The sequence below is a fragment of the Bradyrhizobium sp. CCBAU 21365 genome (assembly GCF_015291305.1).
GTDB classification, from domain to species: domain Bacteria; phylum Pseudomonadota; class Alphaproteobacteria; order Rhizobiales; family Xanthobacteraceae; genus Bradyrhizobium; species Bradyrhizobium elkanii.
Genome location: NZ_CP030036.1, coordinates 9164890 through 9181504, shown reverse-complemented (window position 1 = coordinate 9181504; position 16615 = coordinate 9164890). Strand labels below are relative to the sequence as shown.

General features: G+C 65.6%; 15 protein-coding genes. 9 read left to right on the top strand and 6 right to left on the bottom strand.

The features are described from left to right. The first annotated feature begins 244 nt into the window (after window positions 1-244). Both XI02_RS43475 and XI02_RS43470 read left to right on the top strand, forming a co-directional pair. Entirely contained in the window at window positions 245-1780 is a 1536-nt protein-coding gene (locus XI02_RS43475; protein WP_172646421.1) for an aspartate ammonia-lyase, read from the top strand. Window positions 1781-1962: 182 nt separating this feature from the next. Next, window positions 1963-3129: an integrase core domain-containing protein gene (locus XI02_RS43470; protein WP_244620959.1), complete on the top strand. Its 1167-nt coding sequence runs from the start codon at window positions 1963-1965 to the stop codon at window positions 3127-3129. 220 nt (window positions 3130-3349) lie between these two features. On the opposite strand, the gene XI02_RS43465 is transcribed toward XI02_RS43470, so the two are convergent. Further along, window positions 3350-5185 (bottom strand): cytochrome c, encoded by a 1836-nt coding sequence (locus XI02_RS43465; RefSeq protein WP_172646422.1) that lies wholly within the window; start codon window positions 5183-5185, stop codon window positions 3350-3352. Window positions 5186-5447: 262 nt separating this feature from the next. On the opposite strand from XI02_RS43465, the gene XI02_RS43460 reads away from it, so the two are divergent. Both XI02_RS43460 and XI02_RS43455 read left to right on the top strand, forming a co-directional pair. Continuing rightward, window positions 5448-6128, top strand: coding sequence for an alpha/beta family hydrolase (locus tag XI02_RS43460; protein WP_172646423.1), 681 nt, complete (start codon window positions 5448-5450; stop codon window positions 6126-6128). Window positions 6129-6285: 157 nt separating this feature from the next. Then, window positions 6286-7017, top strand: a complete 732-nt coding sequence (locus XI02_RS43455; protein WP_172646424.1) for an aspartate/glutamate racemase family protein — start codon at window positions 6286-6288, stop codon at window positions 7015-7017. Here the strand turns inward: XI02_RS43455 and XI02_RS43450 are convergent. After that, entirely contained in the window at window positions 7009-7791 is a 783-nt protein-coding gene (locus tag XI02_RS43450) for an SDR family oxidoreductase (protein ID WP_172646425.1), read from the bottom strand. The genes XI02_RS43455 and XI02_RS43450 overlap by 9 nt on opposite strands. A gap of 40 nt (window positions 7792-7831) precedes the next feature. Next, window positions 7832-8806: a 2-dehydropantoate 2-reductase gene (locus XI02_RS43445; protein WP_172646426.1), complete on the bottom strand. Its 975-nt coding sequence runs from the start codon at window positions 8804-8806 to the stop codon at window positions 7832-7834. A gap of 178 nt (window positions 8807-8984) precedes the next feature. Here XI02_RS43445 and XI02_RS43440 point away from each other — a divergent pair, with 178 nt between their 5' ends. Then, window positions 8985-9782, top strand: a complete 798-nt coding sequence (locus XI02_RS43440) for an enoyl-CoA hydratase-related protein (protein WP_172646427.1) — start codon at window positions 8985-8987, stop codon at window positions 9780-9782. Between the two features lie 2 nt (window positions 9783-9784). Here the strand turns inward: XI02_RS43440 and XI02_RS43435 are convergent, their stop codons facing one another. Continuing rightward, the gene (locus XI02_RS43435) at window positions 9785-10048 is read right to left on the bottom strand and encodes a type VI secretion protein (protein WP_244980894.1); all 264 of its coding nucleotides are present in this window, start codon (window positions 10046-10048) and stop codon (window positions 9785-9787) included. A 63-nt stretch (window positions 10049-10111) separates the two neighbouring features. Continuing rightward, a complete protein-coding gene (locus XI02_RS43430; RefSeq protein ID WP_172646428.1) occupies window positions 10112-10996 on the bottom strand; it encodes a LysR family transcriptional regulator in 885 nt (294 codons plus the stop codon). A gap of 116 nt (window positions 10997-11112) precedes the next feature. Here XI02_RS43430 and XI02_RS43425 point away from each other — a divergent pair, with 116 nt between their 5' ends. The 4 genes from XI02_RS43425 (at window position 11113) to XI02_RS43410 (ending at window position 15277) form a co-directional block, all read left to right on the top strand. Beyond that, a complete protein-coding gene (locus XI02_RS43425) occupies window positions 11113-12474 on the top strand; it encodes an FAD-dependent oxidoreductase (RefSeq protein WP_172649003.1) in 1362 nt (453 codons plus the stop codon). 12 nt (window positions 12475-12486) lie between these two features. Further along, a complete protein-coding gene (locus XI02_RS43420; RefSeq protein WP_172646429.1) occupies window positions 12487-13491 on the top strand; it encodes an ABC transporter substrate-binding protein in 1005 nt (334 codons plus the stop codon). A gap of 192 nt (window positions 13492-13683) precedes the next feature. Beyond that, window positions 13684-14457, top strand: coding sequence for an ABC transporter ATP-binding protein (locus XI02_RS43415; RefSeq protein ID WP_172646430.1), 774 nt, complete (start codon window positions 13684-13686; stop codon window positions 14455-14457). After that, window positions 14450-15277, top strand: a complete 828-nt coding sequence (locus XI02_RS43410) for an ABC transporter permease (protein ID WP_172646431.1) — start codon at window positions 14450-14452, stop codon at window positions 15275-15277. Before XI02_RS43415 ends, XI02_RS43410 begins: the two co-directional genes overlap by 8 nt. A gap of 185 nt (window positions 15278-15462) precedes the next feature. Here XI02_RS43410 and gtdA read toward each other — a convergent pair whose 3' ends face one another. Beyond that, complete coding sequence (gene gtdA / locus XI02_RS43405) at window positions 15463-16503, bottom strand: gentisate 1,2-dioxygenase (RefSeq protein ID WP_016844090.1); 1041 nt, start codon at window positions 16501-16503, stop codon at window positions 15463-15465. Window positions 16504-16615: the final 112 nt, after the last annotated feature.

Sequence of the window (16615 nt, the reverse complement as noted above, 5' to 3'; positions counted from 1 at the left end):
GGAGAAAGCAGCCGCATCGGTCGCCAAGCGAGCCACGATATCGAGCTATAAGTTGTTGTTATCATGACGGATAAGGCAAAGCCCTTAATCTCCCGGTTCGGCGCGCGCCAATGCCGGTTTTCCGCGTCTGGCCACTCGCCGGTGTGCAAGACTCTGCCGATAGGCATTGGCTTTCGACGCGCACCGGGCGCATCATCGCCGGCGTCGCCGACGACAGGATCTGCGAGAGGTAACGGAGATACCGATGGCCGAATCGAAGGTTGAGACCGCCAAAACTGCAGCTGCCGCGTCCGCCTCCGGCGAGAGCGGCAGCCCCAGCCACCTCGCGGTCGCGACCGTCCGCACCGTGCCGATCGAGCAGGCGCAGTCCCGCACCGAGCACGATCTGCTCGGCGAGGACGACGTGCCGGCCAATGCGCTGTGGGGCATTCACACCAAGCGCGCGGTGATGAACTTTCCGATCACCGGCGTGCCGGTCGGGCACTTCCCGGAATTCGTCCGCGCGCTGGCGCTGGTGAAGCAGGCCGCCGCGCGCGCCAACAAGCGGCTCGGCTACCTTGCACCCGAGAAGGCGGATGCGATCGAAGCGGCCTGCACCCAGATTGCGACCGAAAAGGTCTATGCCGAGTCCTTCGTCGTCGACGCGATCCAGGGCGGCGCCGGCACCTCGACCAACATGAACGCCAATGAGGTGATCGCCAACGTCGCGCTGCGGCTGATGGGGCGCAAGCCCGGCGATTATCACGCGCTGCATCCGAACGACGACGTCAACATGGCGCAGTCGACCAACGACGCCTATCCGACCGCGCTGCGGCTCGCGGTGATCTTCGCCACCCAGCCGCTGGTGCGCGCGCTGGACGATCTCGCCTACTCCCTCAAGGGCAAGGCGGTGGAGTTCGCGGACGTGTTGAAGATGGGGCGGACCCAGCTTCAGGACGCGGTGCCGATGACGCTCGGCCAGGAATTCGATGCCTTCCACGTGACCGTGAAGGAGGACGTCGCGCGCTTGAACGAGATTTCCGCGCTGTTCCGCGAGGTCAATCTCGGCGCCACCGCGATCGGTACCGGCATCAATGCTGATCCGCGCTATGCGGCGCTCGCGGTCGAGGAGCTGTCGCGGCTGTCCAGCCAGCCGATGGTGCTGGCCTCCAACCTGATCGAGGCGACGTCCGATCTCGGCGCCTTCGTGCTGTTCTCCGGCGTGCTCAAGCGCGTCGCGGTCAAGCTGTCCAAGATCTGCAACGACCTGCGGCTGCTGTCGTCCGGGCCGCGCACCGGCATCGGCGAAATCCGCCTGCCGGCCGTGCAGGCCGGCTCGTCGATCATGCCCGGCAAGGTCAATCCTGTCATTCCCGAGGTGGTCAACCAGGTGGCGTTCCTGGTGATCGGGCACGACCTCACGGTGACGATGTGCGCCGAGGGTGGCCAGTTGCAGCTCAACGCGTTCGAGCCGACCATCGGCTATTGCGTCTTGAGCTCGCTGCGCATGCTGACGGCGGCGGTCGATACGCTGACCAAGCGCTGCGTCGACGGCATCGAGGCCGATCGCGAGCGCTGCCGCAGCCTGGTGCAAGGCTCGATCGGCCTGATCACGGCGCTGGCGCCGTCGCTCGGCTATGAGGCCTCATCGCGCGTGGCGCGCCGTGCGCTCAAGGAGAACCGCTCGGTCGCCGACATCGTGCTGGAGGAGAAGCTGCTGACCGAGGCGGAGCTCAACCAGTTGCTTGAACTCGAAGCAATGACCCGCCCGGCGCGCCGGCAGCCGGTGCCGAAGAGTTGAGGGACAACCGCTGCATCGGCAGTCGGCTCCCTCTCCCGCTTGCGGGGGAGGGCTGGGGTGGGGGCTCTCTCCACGGTACAGACCGGATAGATACCCGACAGTTTAGACCGGCATGATTGCCGACAGGTTTCTAGAAGCATCGGCGGGAGGGCCCGACGATGCCGTTCAGAGAGACCAGTCGGATGGAAGAGCGTATCCGGATGTTTATGGAGTACGAGAGCGGGAACTGGAACGTGTCGGAGTTGTGCCGCCGTCACGGTATCTGCCGCGACACGTTTTACGCATGGCGCCAGCGGAAGCAGAGCGGCGATCCGGAGTGGTTCAGGGACCGTTCGCACGCGCCGCAGCAATGCCGACAAACGACCGATGCAGCGATTGCAGAGAAGGTGATCGCGGCTCGGCAGCGCTTTCCCTATCTGGGACCGCGCAAGCTGCTCGCCTTGCTCGACCGCCAGGCGCCGGAGATCGATTGGCCGGCGGCGTCGACGATTGGGAGCATTCTCAAGCGCGCGGGGCTGATCTCGCCGGTGAAGCGCCGTCGCCGTCCGCTCGACCAGCGGCGTCCCTGCACGCCGGTGCAGGAGCCGAACGACGAGTGGAGCGTGGACTTCAAGGGCTGGTTTCGCACCCGCGACCAGTGCCGGGTCGATCCCCTGACGGTGGCCGACAGCCACAGCCGCTTCCTGATCGAACTGCAGATCGTCGCACCGACGACCGAGGGCGTCCGCCCCCGCTTCGAAAGAGCTTTCCGCGAGCATGGCCTGCCGCGGGCAATCCGCTGCGACAATGGTTCGCCGTTCGGCTCGCGCGGCGCCGGCGGTCTCACCACATTGTCGGTCTGGTGGCTGAAGCTCGGCATTACGCCGCGCTTCATCCGTCCGGCCTCGCCGCAGGAGAACGGTCGCCATGAGCGCATGCATCGCACCTTGAAGGCGCAAACATCGAGCCCACCGGCAGATAATGCGTCGGAGCAACAGGCCCGCTTTGACGCCTTCCGAGAGCATTACAATAGGGAACGTCCTCACGAAGCGCTGGGCCAACGGCCGCCGGAAGACGCCTATCGAGCATCTCAACGCACCATGCCGGATCGCGAGCAAGACCCCTGGTATGACGCCAATCACCAGGCCCGCCGTGTTCGCGGCAACGGAGAGATCAAATGGAAAGGCAAGTTCGTCTTTATCGGTCAGGCGCTGGTGAACGAACTTGTCGGCATCGCCGAACTCGATACCGGTGACCACGTCGTCCGCTTCTGCGACCTCGACGTCGGTCTCATCGACCGCCGCGGTCTGTTCACCCGGTTCGCTCCGCCGCGTGAGGGGCTGCGCGAACCGGGTGAACAGACCGCTTAACCCAAACTGTCGGGGATCATGCCGGTCCAAAATGTCGGGAATCATGCCGGTTGAACACACGAGTCGCATCGTGGAGAGAGCCCCCACCCGCCGCGCGCGCAGCGCGCGTCGGCCTCCCCCGCAAGCGGGAGAGGCGAAGGCAGCCCGCGGACGATTTCCGCAGACGTCATACGCGATAGGCCCCCCGCAAGCGGGAGAGTGGGCGCAGCCCCTTCGGGGCCTACAGCGTCTTGATGAACTCGATCAGGGCGCGGCGCTCGTCTTCCTTCAGCTCCGGCCCGATCACGCCGGTGCGCTTCTCGTTGGAGAATTCGTGTCCGGAATTGCTGTTGCCGCGCTTGGTGGTGTCGAGCAGGAAGGCGTTCTTGATCTTGTCCTTCCAGACATAGCCGAGATCCTTGGGATCATACTCCCGGCTGCCGAGATAGAAGGTTGCGGGACGATCCTTCACCGGCGACAGCAGTGCGTAGATGGTCGGGACCGAGCCGTTGTGCAGATAGGGCGGGGTCGCCCAGATGCCGTTGAGCGGCCGGACCTTGTAGGCGAGTGGCGCCTGGATCTCGTTCGGCCGGTAGCCGTTGATGCGCTTGCGATCCTCCGGCGGGACCTTGTTCTGGTCGTACCAATAGTCGACGGTCTTCTCGACGAGGTCGCCGAGCGCCGGACCGAAACTGCCGTCCTTGATGTTCAGATTGGCCGGCGTCTCGACGGTGCGGTGCGCGAGGCCTTCGGCTTGCGCGCTGTCGGTGCCGATATGGCTGATCGGAATCATCTCGACGTCGAGCAGCGGCTGGCCGGCCTCGTTCTTGAGCCAGCGCTTCTTGTCCTTGAACAGCGCAAAGGCTTCGCTCGCGGGCAGCGCCTTGCTGTCGATCGCCGGGCCGTGGCAGCCCTGGCAATGCGTCTTGTAGAGCTCGCCACCCTTCTTCGCGAGATCCATGTTGATTGGCGGCAGGATGTTCTCCGGCCATTTCGGCGACGCCAGTCCGCTAAAGCCCTTGTCCTCGCTGGGCGGCTCGCCGGCGATCATCCGCTCCATCTCGTGCAGCACGTCGATCCGCGCGCTCGATTTGTAAAGCCCCTTGGACTCGTCGAGCAGGTTGAGCTCGGCGCTGACGCCGAGCGCCTCGCCGGCGTTGCGCACCATCGGCTGCATGATCGAGCCGTCATATTGCACCCAGCTGAACCAGGGTGCGTTCCAGATCCGCGGGAAATGCACCGGCGCCGAATGCGAGGCGTAGTTGTTCGGGTTGTTCAGGTCGATCGAGAACACCTGGTTGCCGATCCGGTTCAGCGCGTCGAGCCGCGCATAGCCTTCCTCGACGCTGTTGGCGGCGACCCTGTTCTCGAGCGAATTGATGTTGGCGTATTGCTTCAGCACGAGGTCGAGTTGGCCGCGCAGCGCCATGCGCTCGTCGAGGCTGGCATCCTTGCCGAGGATCTCGTCGGCAAAGCGCGAGAAGCGCCCCGGCCAGAACCGCGTCAGCAGCAGCGAGACGCCGACGCTCTTCTGGAATTCGAACAGATTGGTGTTGGCCGGCCCGCCGTCGATCACGATCTCGGTGCCGCGATAGTTGAAGCTTCCGGTGTGGCAGGCGGCGCAGGTCAGCCCGACGCCGGTCATGTCGGCCTTGCTGTGCGGGTTGCGCCAGGGGGCGCCGTTGGCATCGGCCATCGGGCCGCCTTGCGCAAAGCCGATCGGCAGCGCATCCGGTTTGCCCGGAATCACCGTGTCGGGAATAAAGCCGAAGCGGCCGAGATAATTGGTCTCGCTGAGCCGCGGCGCCGCCGTGAACAGCGGCCAGACCGTCGGCTGCTCCAGCGCCATGAACCATTCATGGGGAATGCCGAAGGTCCGCGTGCCCTGGTCGGCGTGATAGAACCAGCGCAGCCGCTCGGCGCTGACATTCTGATCCAGCCACACGGTCTTTGCCGGCGGCTGGTAGTCGACGACCTTGACGCGGAAGCCGCTCGCGACCGTCTCGATATCGTCCTTGAAATAGAGGACGCCGGCGACAATCAACAGTCCGATGACGAATATCGTCTTGCGAGGCATGCCCCGTTCCCCCAATTCGCGGTACCCGCGCGTCATATGGACGAGTTGTTAAAATTCGCCGAAAACCAGTTCGCGTTAAGCGTGTGATGCGGTGTGCGCCATCCTACAGTGGCGGCGCTTGGTCTAACAACGGAAATGTTGCAAAGGAAATGCTGGTTGGCTGTGAGCCAGTTCACTTGCGGCGTGCCGGTTGCGGCGGCATTTGCGCGCATCGAGGCCTGCGACTAGAAGTAACGGCGCAACAATTCTTCGAGATGTCATCTTGAACGCGTCAGGCGCGCAACCGCTTTCGATCACCGTCTCGGACGACAGCACGGTGTCCGCGCTGCTGCTGCGGCCGGCGCAGGCCCGCAGCGCCTATGTGTTTGCCCACGGCGCCGGTGCCGGCATGACGCATCCGTCGATGGCCGTGATCGCGGAGGGTCTGGCGGAGCGCGGCATCGCGACATTGCGCTATCAGTTTCCCTACATGGAGAAGGGCAGCAAGCGGCCCGATCCGCCCGCCGTCGCCCATGCAACGGTGCGCGCCGCGGTGGCGGAAGCCGCGCGTCGTTGCGGCGAACTGCCGCTGTTCGCCGGCGGCAAGTCGTTCGGCGGACGCATGACCTCGCAGGCGCAGGGCAAGGTGCCGCTCGCCGGCGTGCGCGGGTTGGTGTTCCTCGGCTTTCCGCTGCATCCCGCCGGCAAGCCGTCGAGCGAGCGGGCCAAGCATCTCGCCGAGGTCAAGATCCCCTTGCTGTTCCTGCAGGGCACGCGCGATGCGCTGGCCGAGCTCGACCTGCTCGAGCCCGTGGTGAAGGGATTGGGCACGCGCGCGACGCTGTATCTGGTGCAGGAGGCCGACCACTCCTTCCATGTCCTCAAGCGCTCCGGCCGCAACGACCGCGAGGTGATGACCGAACTGCTCGATGCCTTCGCGGGCTGGGTGGCGAAGCATGCATAGGTGTGTAGCCCGGATGAGCGAAGCGACATCCGGGGTCTGCATGCCGAGGGCGAGATCGGTCCCGGATATCGCGGAGCCTGTCATCGGGCGCGCGTTCGCGCGACCGTTGGCTCATCCGGGCTACGCTTGGCCGCGAAAGGGATGTTATTCTCCACCCATGACAAAGATCCTGATCGTCAATCCCAACACCACCGCGTCGATGACCGCGACCATCGCGGCCGCGGCGCAAGCGGTGGCCGCACCGGGCACCGAGATCGCCGCCGCCACATCTGCGATGGGACCGGCCTCGATCGAGGGCTTCTATGACGAGGCCTTCGCCGTGCCCGGGCTGATCGAGGCGCTGCTGAAGACGCCCGATGCCGATGCCGGCATCGTCGCATGTTTCGACGACACCGGGTTAGATGCCGCGCGGTCGGCGGCGCGCTATCCGGTGGTCGGCATCTGCGAGGCGGCGCTGGTCACCGCCGGGCAGATCGCCAAGCGCATCGGCATCGTCACCACGCTGCCGCGCTCGATCGTCCCTCTGGAGGAACTGGTGCGCCGCTACGGCTTTGCCGACCGCGCGGTGGTCACCGCCTGCGACGTCGCGGTGCTCGATCTCGAGAAGCCGGGTTCGGGCGCCAAGGCCAAGCTGGAGGCCGAGATCGCGCGGGCGCTGGACAAGGGCGCGGACGCCATCGTGCTCGGCTGCGCCGGCATGGCCGATCTTGCCCATGAGCTGTCGATGCAGTTCGGCGCGCCTGTGGTCGACGGCGTGGCCGCCGCGGTGAAGCAGGCGGAGGCGCTTGCCGGCCTCAAGCTGACGACGTCGCGTCGCGGTGCTTACGCGTCGCCCGCGGCCAAGGCCTATTCCGGCCTGCTGGAGAAATTCGCGCCACCGTCAGCCTGACGCCGCACCGCCATAGATCCGGTCGCGCAGGCGGCGCATGCCGGACAGCCAGCGCTCGCGATTGGTGGCCTTGCGCTGCATGTATTCCTGCACCTGCGGATGCGACAGAATCAGGAAACGTTCCTCCGCCATCGCCTCGATCACCATCCGCGCCACCTCGCCCGGCTGCAGCACGCCGTCGACGCGCGCGGCACTCGGGCCCGGCGTCGTCATCCCCGTCTGCACCGACTGCGGACAGAGCACGGAGACGCGGATGCCGCGATCGCTATACTGGATGGCGAGATGCTCGGCGAGCGCGACCGCGGCGTTCTTGGTCACGCCGTAAGGCATCGAGTTCAGCGAGGCCAATAGCCCCGCGGCGGATGCGGTGTTGATGAGATAGCCGGAGCCGCGCGCGAGCATGCCGGGCACCAGCGCGCGCGCCGCGAACACGTGGCTCATCACGTGCACGCGCCAGCTCACGTCCCAGTCGGCATCGGACGCGGTCTCTTGTCCCTTGCGCGACAGTCCGGCGTTGGAGAAGAACACGTCGACTGGGCCATATTTGTCCTCGGCCGCGGCGATCAACGCCTTGATGTCCTCGTCGAGCCCGACATCGGCGGTGACCGCGAGCCCGTCGATATCGCCGGCGACGCTGGCGAGCCGGTCGCGCGAGGTCCTGAGGTCGGCGACCACGACGCCGCGCGCGCCGGCCTCCGCATAGGCCCGCGCCACCGCTTCGCCGATCCCGCTCGCGCCGCCGGTGACGACGCAGACCTTGTCCTTGACTTGCATGGTTCGATGTCCCTGCTTGTTATCGTGGTGGGTCGGATTTTCAGCCCTGATACAGGCCCTTGTCACGCGCCTTCTGGATCGCGAGCGCGGCCATCAGGTCGAGCATCGGGGTGGAAATGTCGGCCGCGCTGGCAAATGCCGCCGGTGCGCGCACCAGCACGTCGATCTCCATGGCGCGCCCGAGCTCGTAATCCTGCAGGATCGATGGCTTGTGGTCCGGCGCCGGCCCGCTGCGGGTGACGCGCTTGACCGCGGGGATATAGCGTGTCGACACCGCATTGGCTTCGTCGAGCAGGCGCGGGATCACGTCCTGCATGTCAGGATCGTCGCGGACGCCGCGCGCGGTCAGTCCGGTCAACAGGCAGAGCACCGACATCGACATGTTGGTCAATAGCTTCGACCAGATCGTCTCGCGGATCTCCCTGACCTCGGGCGATTCGATTGAGGCGTCGTTGAGCGCCGCGCGCAGGCGGACGATGCGCTCGCTCTGCCGATCGTCGCATTCGCCGATCAAGAGGCGGTTGCGGTCCGGCGACAGGTTGGCGACGACGCCGGGCGCGACCACCTCGTTGGAGGAGAAGATCACGCCGCCGATGATCCGCTCCTTCGGGACGGCGCTGCGCAAATGCCCGTCGGGATCGAGGAAGCCGAGGTCGGGGATGGCGGGATGCTGCGGCGGCAGGCCGAGATCATACCACCAGGGAATGCCGTTCTGCGCGAACACGATTGATGTGTCGCGCTGAAGCAGCGGCGGGAGCCCGGTTGCGAGCACGCCGATGCCGGTCGCCTTCAGTGTGCTGATGACGACGTCCTGTGCCCCCAGATCGGCAGGATCGGCTGAGGCCTTCACCTTCGCGGTGGCGCTGCTATCGCCGACCTTCAGCGTCAGTCCGCTGGTCCTGACCGCGTCGAGATGCGGCCCGCGCATCACGCAGGACACATCGTGGCCGGCGCGCGCGAGCCGGACCGCGAAGTGGCTGCCGACGGCGCCCGCGCCGAAAATGCAAATACGCATGAGTGGAACAATTCTCCGCAATGTGCCCCGTCAGTTTCCACAAGCGCGGGGCATCGCGCAACCCGTCATGCGCGTGGCGCGGTCGCGCGCGCTCGAAAGTGATGGATCAAGGCATCTGCTCTCGCCATAGTGCAAGCTGGTACAAGACAACAGCAATGCCGAACGAGGGAGAAACGTCATGTCGGCCAGCCCAGTCCTGTGGAGCCTCGATGCGCGCGGGGTCGCGACCGTCACGCTGAATCGTCCCGAGGTCAACAATGCCTATGACGGCGCGCTGATTGCGGGCGTGCTCGCCGCGATCGACGATCTCTCGACCAGGCCGGTGCGCGTCGTCGTGCTGAACGGCAACGGCAAGCATTTCCAGGCCGGCGCCGACCTGAAATGGATCAACGGCGTGCGGCCGAAATCGTTCGAGGAGAACGAGGCGGCATCGCGCGCCACCTTCGAGGCGGTGCAGCGTCTCAACACGCTGCCGGTCCCGACCGTGGCGCTGGTGCAGGGCGGCTGCTTCGGCGGCGGCACCGGCGTGATCTCGGCCTGCGATATCGTGATCGCGGCCGACAATGCGCTGTTCTCGATCACCGAGGTGCGCTGGGGTCTGACCGCGGCGATCATCGTCCCGCAGCTCTGCGATGCGATCGGCGTCCGCCAGGTGCGCCGCTACGCGCTGACCGGCGAACGGTTCGGCGCCGAGGATGCCCGCCGCATCGGCCTCGTCCATGAGGTGGTGCCGCTGGCCGATCTTGACCGCGCCGGCGCCAAGGTCGTCGAGCAGCTGCTCGGCAATGCCCCTGATGCGATGGCCGAGACCAAGAAGCTTGCGATGGAAAGCTCGTTCGGCGGCATGGCGGTGGACGATGAGGCCTACAAACGCCTCGTTCATCTGCATTCGGCCAAGCGGCAGACCGCGGAAGCTGCCGAGGGGCTTGCGTCCTTCGCCGAGAAGCGCGCGGGCCGCTGGGGCGGCGGCGCGTAAGCTCAGCAGCCGCGGCAGATGCCGCGCATGCTGCGATAGACCTCTTCGTCGTCGCGGCGCATCTGCTGCAGCTGATCGAACGTCTTCGATTCGCTCGACCGTGTCGCCGGCGGCTCGGGCTTGCGCTTCGCCGCAAGTTCCTGCTCCTGCCTATGGTAGCAGGCCTCGCGCTCCGCCCTGGCCTCAATGAAGCGGCAGGTCTCGATCGCCGCCGCGGGCGTCGCAACGATGATGAGACCAAACGACATTGAGATCAGGCGTTTCAAGCGGGGGATCCCTTTCGCGTCCTTGTCTCAGGTCGGCATGCCGACGGCAAGGCCGGCGTCGCATTACAGCGGCAGCGACAGCGATTTTTTCAATGTCTTGAGCAGCGCCTGCACCGCGGCGGCATCGATGCGACGCTCGGGAACGGCGGCCTTGACCCACAATTCGGGGATCGGAAAGTCGGTGAGGACCGGCTGCAAGGCGCCGTCGCGCAGCGCGTCCGCGACCAGATAATGCGAGAGCAGCGCAATGCCGTTGCCGGCGATGGCGCTTTGAGTCAGCACGCGGCCTTCGTTCGAGGAGAGGATCGGGCGCACCTGGATATTGATGCGGCCGCGCGGTCCCTCGAACGGCCATTCCGGTCCGGTCGGCAAAAAGCTGAGGCAGCGATGATCGACCAGGTCGCGCGGATGCTTCGGTATGCCGTGCTTCTTCAGATAGGCCGGCGAGGCGCATACGAGGCGCGGCAGCCGGCACAAAGGTTCATCTACGACGCCGCCAAAGGAATGCGGGAAGGCGCCGATCGCGAGGTCGAAACCTTCGGTGACCGGATCGACCGGGCGGTCGATCATCACGATCTCGAGCTTCACGCTTCCGTTCTGCTTCTGGAAGATCGTGAAGGCATCGGCGAGCCGCGCAACCGTCAGCGAGGTCGGCGCCTTGACCCGCAGATGATCGGAGAGGTCGCGCTGCTTCTCGCCCATCCGCGACAAGAGATCGCCGACATCGGCAACCACGCCACGGGCGCGATGCACATATTGCTGCCCGGCCTCGGTCAGCCGCAACTGGCGGGTCGAGCGGTGGAACAGCGCGGTGCCGATCCGCTCCTCGAGCTGGGTGACGCGCTTGGCGACAACGGATGTCGCGATATTGAGCTTGCGCGCCGCGGCGGAAAAGCCGCCGGCGTCGGCGGTGGCGAGAAAGGCTTCGAGATTAACCAGCGTATCCATCTGCCTTGCTCGGGCCTTTCTCGATTCGCGACAGCTGATTACATAATTTGGTGGATTGTACTGCAATCTGCATCAATTCATAGTTGGCCCAATCAACTTTGTTCAGGGCGGAAATGATGCGAGCGAGCACGATCGAAGAACCTGCGCGGCAGGTTCCGGTCTATGGCGAATATGACGTGGTGGTGCTTGGCGGCGGACCGGCCGGCATCGCGGCAGCGGTCGGCGCGGCGCGTGCCGGACGGCGGACCTTGCTGATCGAGCGGTACGGATTTCTCGGCGGCATGGGCACCGCGGCCGGCGTGACCAACTTCTGCGGACTGCACGCCAACATCTTCGGCGAGATGCACCGCGTGGTGCAGGGCATCGCCTCCGACCTGCTGGCGCGGATCGACCGGCTCGGCGGGCTGAACGCGCCGCATCTGATCCTCGGCAAGATCTTCGCGCAGGCGTACGACACCGCGGCCTACAAGATCGCGGCCGATGATCTGCTGGCGTATCACAAGGTCGACATCCTGTTCCACGCGCTCGGCGCCGGCGTCGTCATGGACGGTTCGCACATCCGTGCGCTGATGGTGGAAACCAAGGCCGGGCGGCAGGCGGTGCGGGCCGGCATCTTCATCGATTGCTCCGGCGACGGCGATCTCGCGGTGTGGGCCGGCGCGCCCCATGAGGTCGGCGACAACCAGGGCGGCATGCTCTACCCCTCGATGATGTTTCGCCTCAACGGCATCGATCCCGCGAAGGCCGGCGATGCCTGGCGCACCATCCCGGCGCGGATGGCGCAGGCCGAGGCTGCCGGCACGCATAAATTCCCGCGCAAATCCGCCATCGTGCGGCCGCAGAAATCGCAGATCGAATGGCGGGTGAATTTCACCCAGGTGACGCGCAACGACGGCGGCGCCATCTCCGGCATCGATCCTGATGACATGACGCGCGGCGAGATCGAGGGGCGCCGCCAGGCAGTCGAGGCGTTCAAGTTCCTGCGCACGGTGCCCGGCTTCGAGAATTCCTACATCGTCGATCTGCCGCCGCAGCTCGGCATCCGCGAGACGCGGCGTGTGATCGGCGGCTACATGCTGTCCGGCGAGGATGTGCTGGGCTGCGCCTCGTTCGAAGATTCGATCGGCGTCAATGGCTGGCCGAAGGAATCCCATGTGCCAGGCGATGTGATCTTCGAGTTTCCGCCGATCCCGGAGAGCCGCGGCTACAATGAATTGCCGTACCGCATGCTGGTGCCCGAAGGCGTTGACAATCTGTTGATCGCCGGCCGCTGCGCCTCGATGACCCATGAAGGGCAATCGGCGGCGCGGGTCTCCGGTGCCTGCTTTGTGATGGGCGAGGCAGCGGGAACCGCTGCCGCGCTCGCATTGTCGGGCAATACGATTCCGCGCGACATTTCCGTCGAAAAGTTGCAACAACAGCTCGGCAAGCAGGGCGCGTTCATCGGCCGCGATCAGGCCGTGCCTGAAGGATTATGAGTGGAGACGGCAATGAAGGGTTGGGCGCGGCTCGCACTCGCGGGTCTCCTGGTGTGGGCTGCGAGCGGCCTCGCGCGGGCCGATGATCTCCTGAAGGCGAAGATCGGCGTGTTGCGGCTGTCGTCCTCGGCGCCGGTGTTCATCGCGCAGGATAAGGGCTATTTCCGCGACGCCGGGCTCGATGTCGAGCTGAAGTTCTTCGACGCGGCACAGCCGATCGCGGTCGCGACCGCGTCGGGCGACGTCGATTTCGGCATCACCGCCGTCACCGCGGGGCTCTACAATCTCGCCGGAAAGGGCACGCTGAAGGTGATCGGCGGCATGAGCCGCGAGAAGGCCGGCTATCCCCTCATCGGCTACTTCGCCAGCAACAACGCCTATGCGAGCGGCCTCAAGACGCCGAAGGATCTGGCGGGCAAGCGCGTCGCGGTGACCCAGGTCGGCTCCAGCTTCCATTATTCGCTCGGCCTGCTCGCCGACAAATACGGCTTCAAGCTGTCCGACGTGAAGGTGGTGCCGCTGCAGTCGCTGTCGAACGCGGCCGCGGCGCTGAAGGGCGAAACCGTCGACGCCGCGCTGCTGCCGGTCTCGACCGCGCGGACGCTGATGGATTCCAACGGCGCGAAATTGCTCGGCTGGGTCGGCGACGAGACGCCGTGGCAGCTGGGGGCCATCTTCGCGTCGCCGAAGGCGCTGACCAATGCACCGCTGGTGACCAGGCTGCTCACCGCGCTGACCCGTGCCGACCACGAATATCACGACGTGATCCTGACTGCGATCAAGGACGGCGTGGCGCCGATCAACGACAAGACCGGGCCGCTGCTCGAGATCATCGCCAAATACACCAACCTGCCGGTGGCGCAGGTGGTCGGCAACTGCGCCTATATCGATCCCGACGGCAAGCTCGACGTGAAGAACCTCGACAACCAGATCAAATGGCTGCAGGGGCAGGGTTTCGTCGACAAGGGTTTCGATGCCAATGCGATCATCGCCAAGGATTATGTGAAGGCGGATTGATGTGGGACCGCGTGCACAACTCTATCCCAGTCACCCTGAGGAGCGCGCACTTGCGCGCGTCTCGAAGGGTCGACGGCCGAGCTGCTACATCCGGGCCGTCGACCCTTCGAGACGCCGCTGCGCGGCTCCTCCAGCGACAAAGGCGTAGCCTTTGCGCGGGGGTGACGGGTCTGGCAGTGAGTTCATGACGCCATGGACCTGATCGCCGACCATATCAGCCATCGCTTCGGCGCGCTCGACGTGCTCGACGATGTCTCCTTCACGATGCGCGCCGGCGAGATCGTCGCGATCGTCGGTCCGTCCGGCTGCGGCAAGAGCACGCTGCTTTCCATTCTTGGTGGCTTGCTGCGGCCGAGCAAAGGCGTCGCCGAGCTGCGCGGCGCGGCGCCGGCCGGCAGCCTCAATCCGCTGACCTTCGTGTTCCAGGATTTTGCGCTGCTGCCGTGGAGCACGGTCGAGCAGAATGTCGCGTTTCCGCTGCTCCATACGGGCTTGAGTGCCGGCGAGCGCCGCGCCGTGATCGACGATGCGCTGCGCCGCACCGGGCTGTCGGATTTTCGCGCCGCCTATCCGAAGCAGCTGTCCGGCGGCATGCGCCAGCGCGTCGGCATTGCGCGGGCACTCGCGGTTCGTCCCGCGATCCTGCTGATGGACGAGCCGCTGTCGGCGCTGGATTCGCAGACCCGCGAGCTCCTGATGGAGGATTTCGTGCGTCTGCTCGCCGACGGTGCAATGGGCGCGGTCTATGTCACGCATAATCTCGAGGAGGCGGTGCGGCTCGCCGATCGCGTCGTGGTGCTGTCGCGCCGTCCCGGCCGCATCCGGGAGATCGTGGCCATCCCGATGACGCGCGCCGAGCGTGGCATGGCGGATGCCCGCGGACAAATGGCCGCGCTGCAAGGTGAGCTGTGGTCGCTGATCCGCAAGGAAGCGATCGATGCCGAGCGCGAGGTCCAGCATGCTTGAGCGCTCTCCGCAGGATACCAAGGACCAATCGGTGGAAGCGACGCGCCCCGTCGCGTTTCGTGGCGCCGGCTTTACGCCCGGCGGCAGCCGCCGTGCCGGTTGGATCGCGCTCGCGCTGGTGATCGCGATCTGGCAGCTCGCCGGCAGCGCAGGCTGGGTCAATCCGCTGTTCCTGCCGGCGCCGTCGGCGATCGCGGTCGCGATCTATAAGCTCGCGATGTCGGGCGCGCTGTGGCAGCACTTGTCGTGGTCGATCATGCGGATCGGTACCGGCTGGCTCATCGGCACGGCCGCCGGCGTCGTGGTCGGCTTTGCGATCGGGCTGTCGACCATGGCGCGCGGCGTCGGCATCACCTTCATCTCGGCGCTGTTCCCGATCCCGAAGATCGCGCTGCTGCCGTTGCTCATTCTGTGGCTCGGGATCGGCGAGGAGCCGAAGATTGCGACCATTGCGCTAGGCGTGTTCTTCTCGACCGCGATCTCGGTCTATAGCGGCGTCGATGCGGTGCCGCGCAACCTGATCCGGATGGCGCAAAGCTTCAACGTGCCGTTCCACGCCATCGTGCGCCGCGTGATCTGGCCCGGCGCGCTGCCCTCGATCCTCGCCGGCTTCCGCATCACCGCGTCGGTGGCGCTCTTGCTCGTGGTCAGCGCCGAGATGATCGGCGCGCAATACGGCATCGGCGCCTTCGTGCTGCAGGCCGGCAATCTGATGCAGACTGATCAGCTGCTCGCCGGCGTCGTGATCCTGTCGCTGTTCGGGCTTGCGGTGGGTAAGTTGATCAATTTGCTCGAGACGCGGTTGCTGCACTGGCGGTGAGAGCACGCTGCCGCCACACACAAGGTGTCGTCCCGGCGAAAGCCGGGACCCATAACCACGGGGCGTGGTTGTTAGAAAAAGGCTGGGGCCCCAACGCGTTCAACCAATCGAGATTGGTGGTAATGGGTCCCGGCCTTCGCCGGGACGACGTGAGGTGAGCGCTGCGTGCCTTGCGCAGACGATCGTTACGCGTTGCCCCTGTCCTCGCGGAACAGGTCGAGCTTCTGCTGCACCGGGCGGTCGGAGAACGAGAACAGCACGGAGTCGGCATCGGCCTCGTGGGTGACCCAGTGCCAGCTCGGCACCACGAACAGGTCGCGCGGTCCCCACTCGAAGGTCTGGTCGCCGACCCTTGTGCGGCCCTTGCCTTCGATCGCGGCGAACACGGTTGCATCGGTTGCGCGATAGCGCGCGGTCTTGAAACCCTTAGGCAGCAGCTGGATGAAGGTGCCGATGGTCGGCATCGCGAAATCGCCGGTCTCGGGGTTGGAGAATTTCAGCTTCAGGCCGTGGCAGGCATCCCACTCGTCGCCGACCTTGGCCTTCTCCAGCGCCTCGCGGGTGTATTCATAGGGGTAGTTGAAGATCGGCGAGGTCTTCGACGTCCGCTTCTGGTCGATCGGCAGCAGATTGTGTCCGTAACGCGCGAAGCTCGCGCCGGCCGGCTTGGAGATCGACTGCTGGTCCTCCTTGGCGCCTTCGGCAAACGAGCAGTCGAAGAACTGCACCATCGGAATGTCGAGCCCGTCGAGCCAGAACATCGGCTCATTGGTTTCGTTGGAATGGTCGTGCCAGGTCATCGACGGCGTGATGACGAAGTCGCCCGGCGACATCGCTGTGCGCTCGCCGTCGACGGCAGTGAACGCGCCCTTGCCCTCGAGCACGAAGCGCAGCGCCGATTGGGCATGGCGATGGGCGGGAGCGATGTCGCCCGGCACCACCATCTGCACGCCGGCGAACAGCGAGGTCGTGATCTTGGACTGGCCGCGCAGGCCGGGATTTTCCAGCACCAGCACGCGGCGCTCGGCTTCCTTGGCCGTGATCAGCTTGCCGGCCTCGTTCATGTAGTCGCGGATCTGGTCGAACTTCCATAAGTGAGGACGGCAGGCGCTTTTCGGCTCCGGCGTGATCAGATCGTTCATCACGTTCCACAGCGCCGAGAGGTTCTGGCCGTCGATCTTCTTGTAGAATGCCTCGCGCTCCGGGGTCTTCTGCACGGCTTCCATGGCAAGCCTCCCATCATTCTTGTCGGTGCAATTTAATTGACAGTATACTGACAATATGGCTAGGGTCAATCAACCAGGCCGTAGCGTTTTCGAGCGAAGTGGATACGGTTCG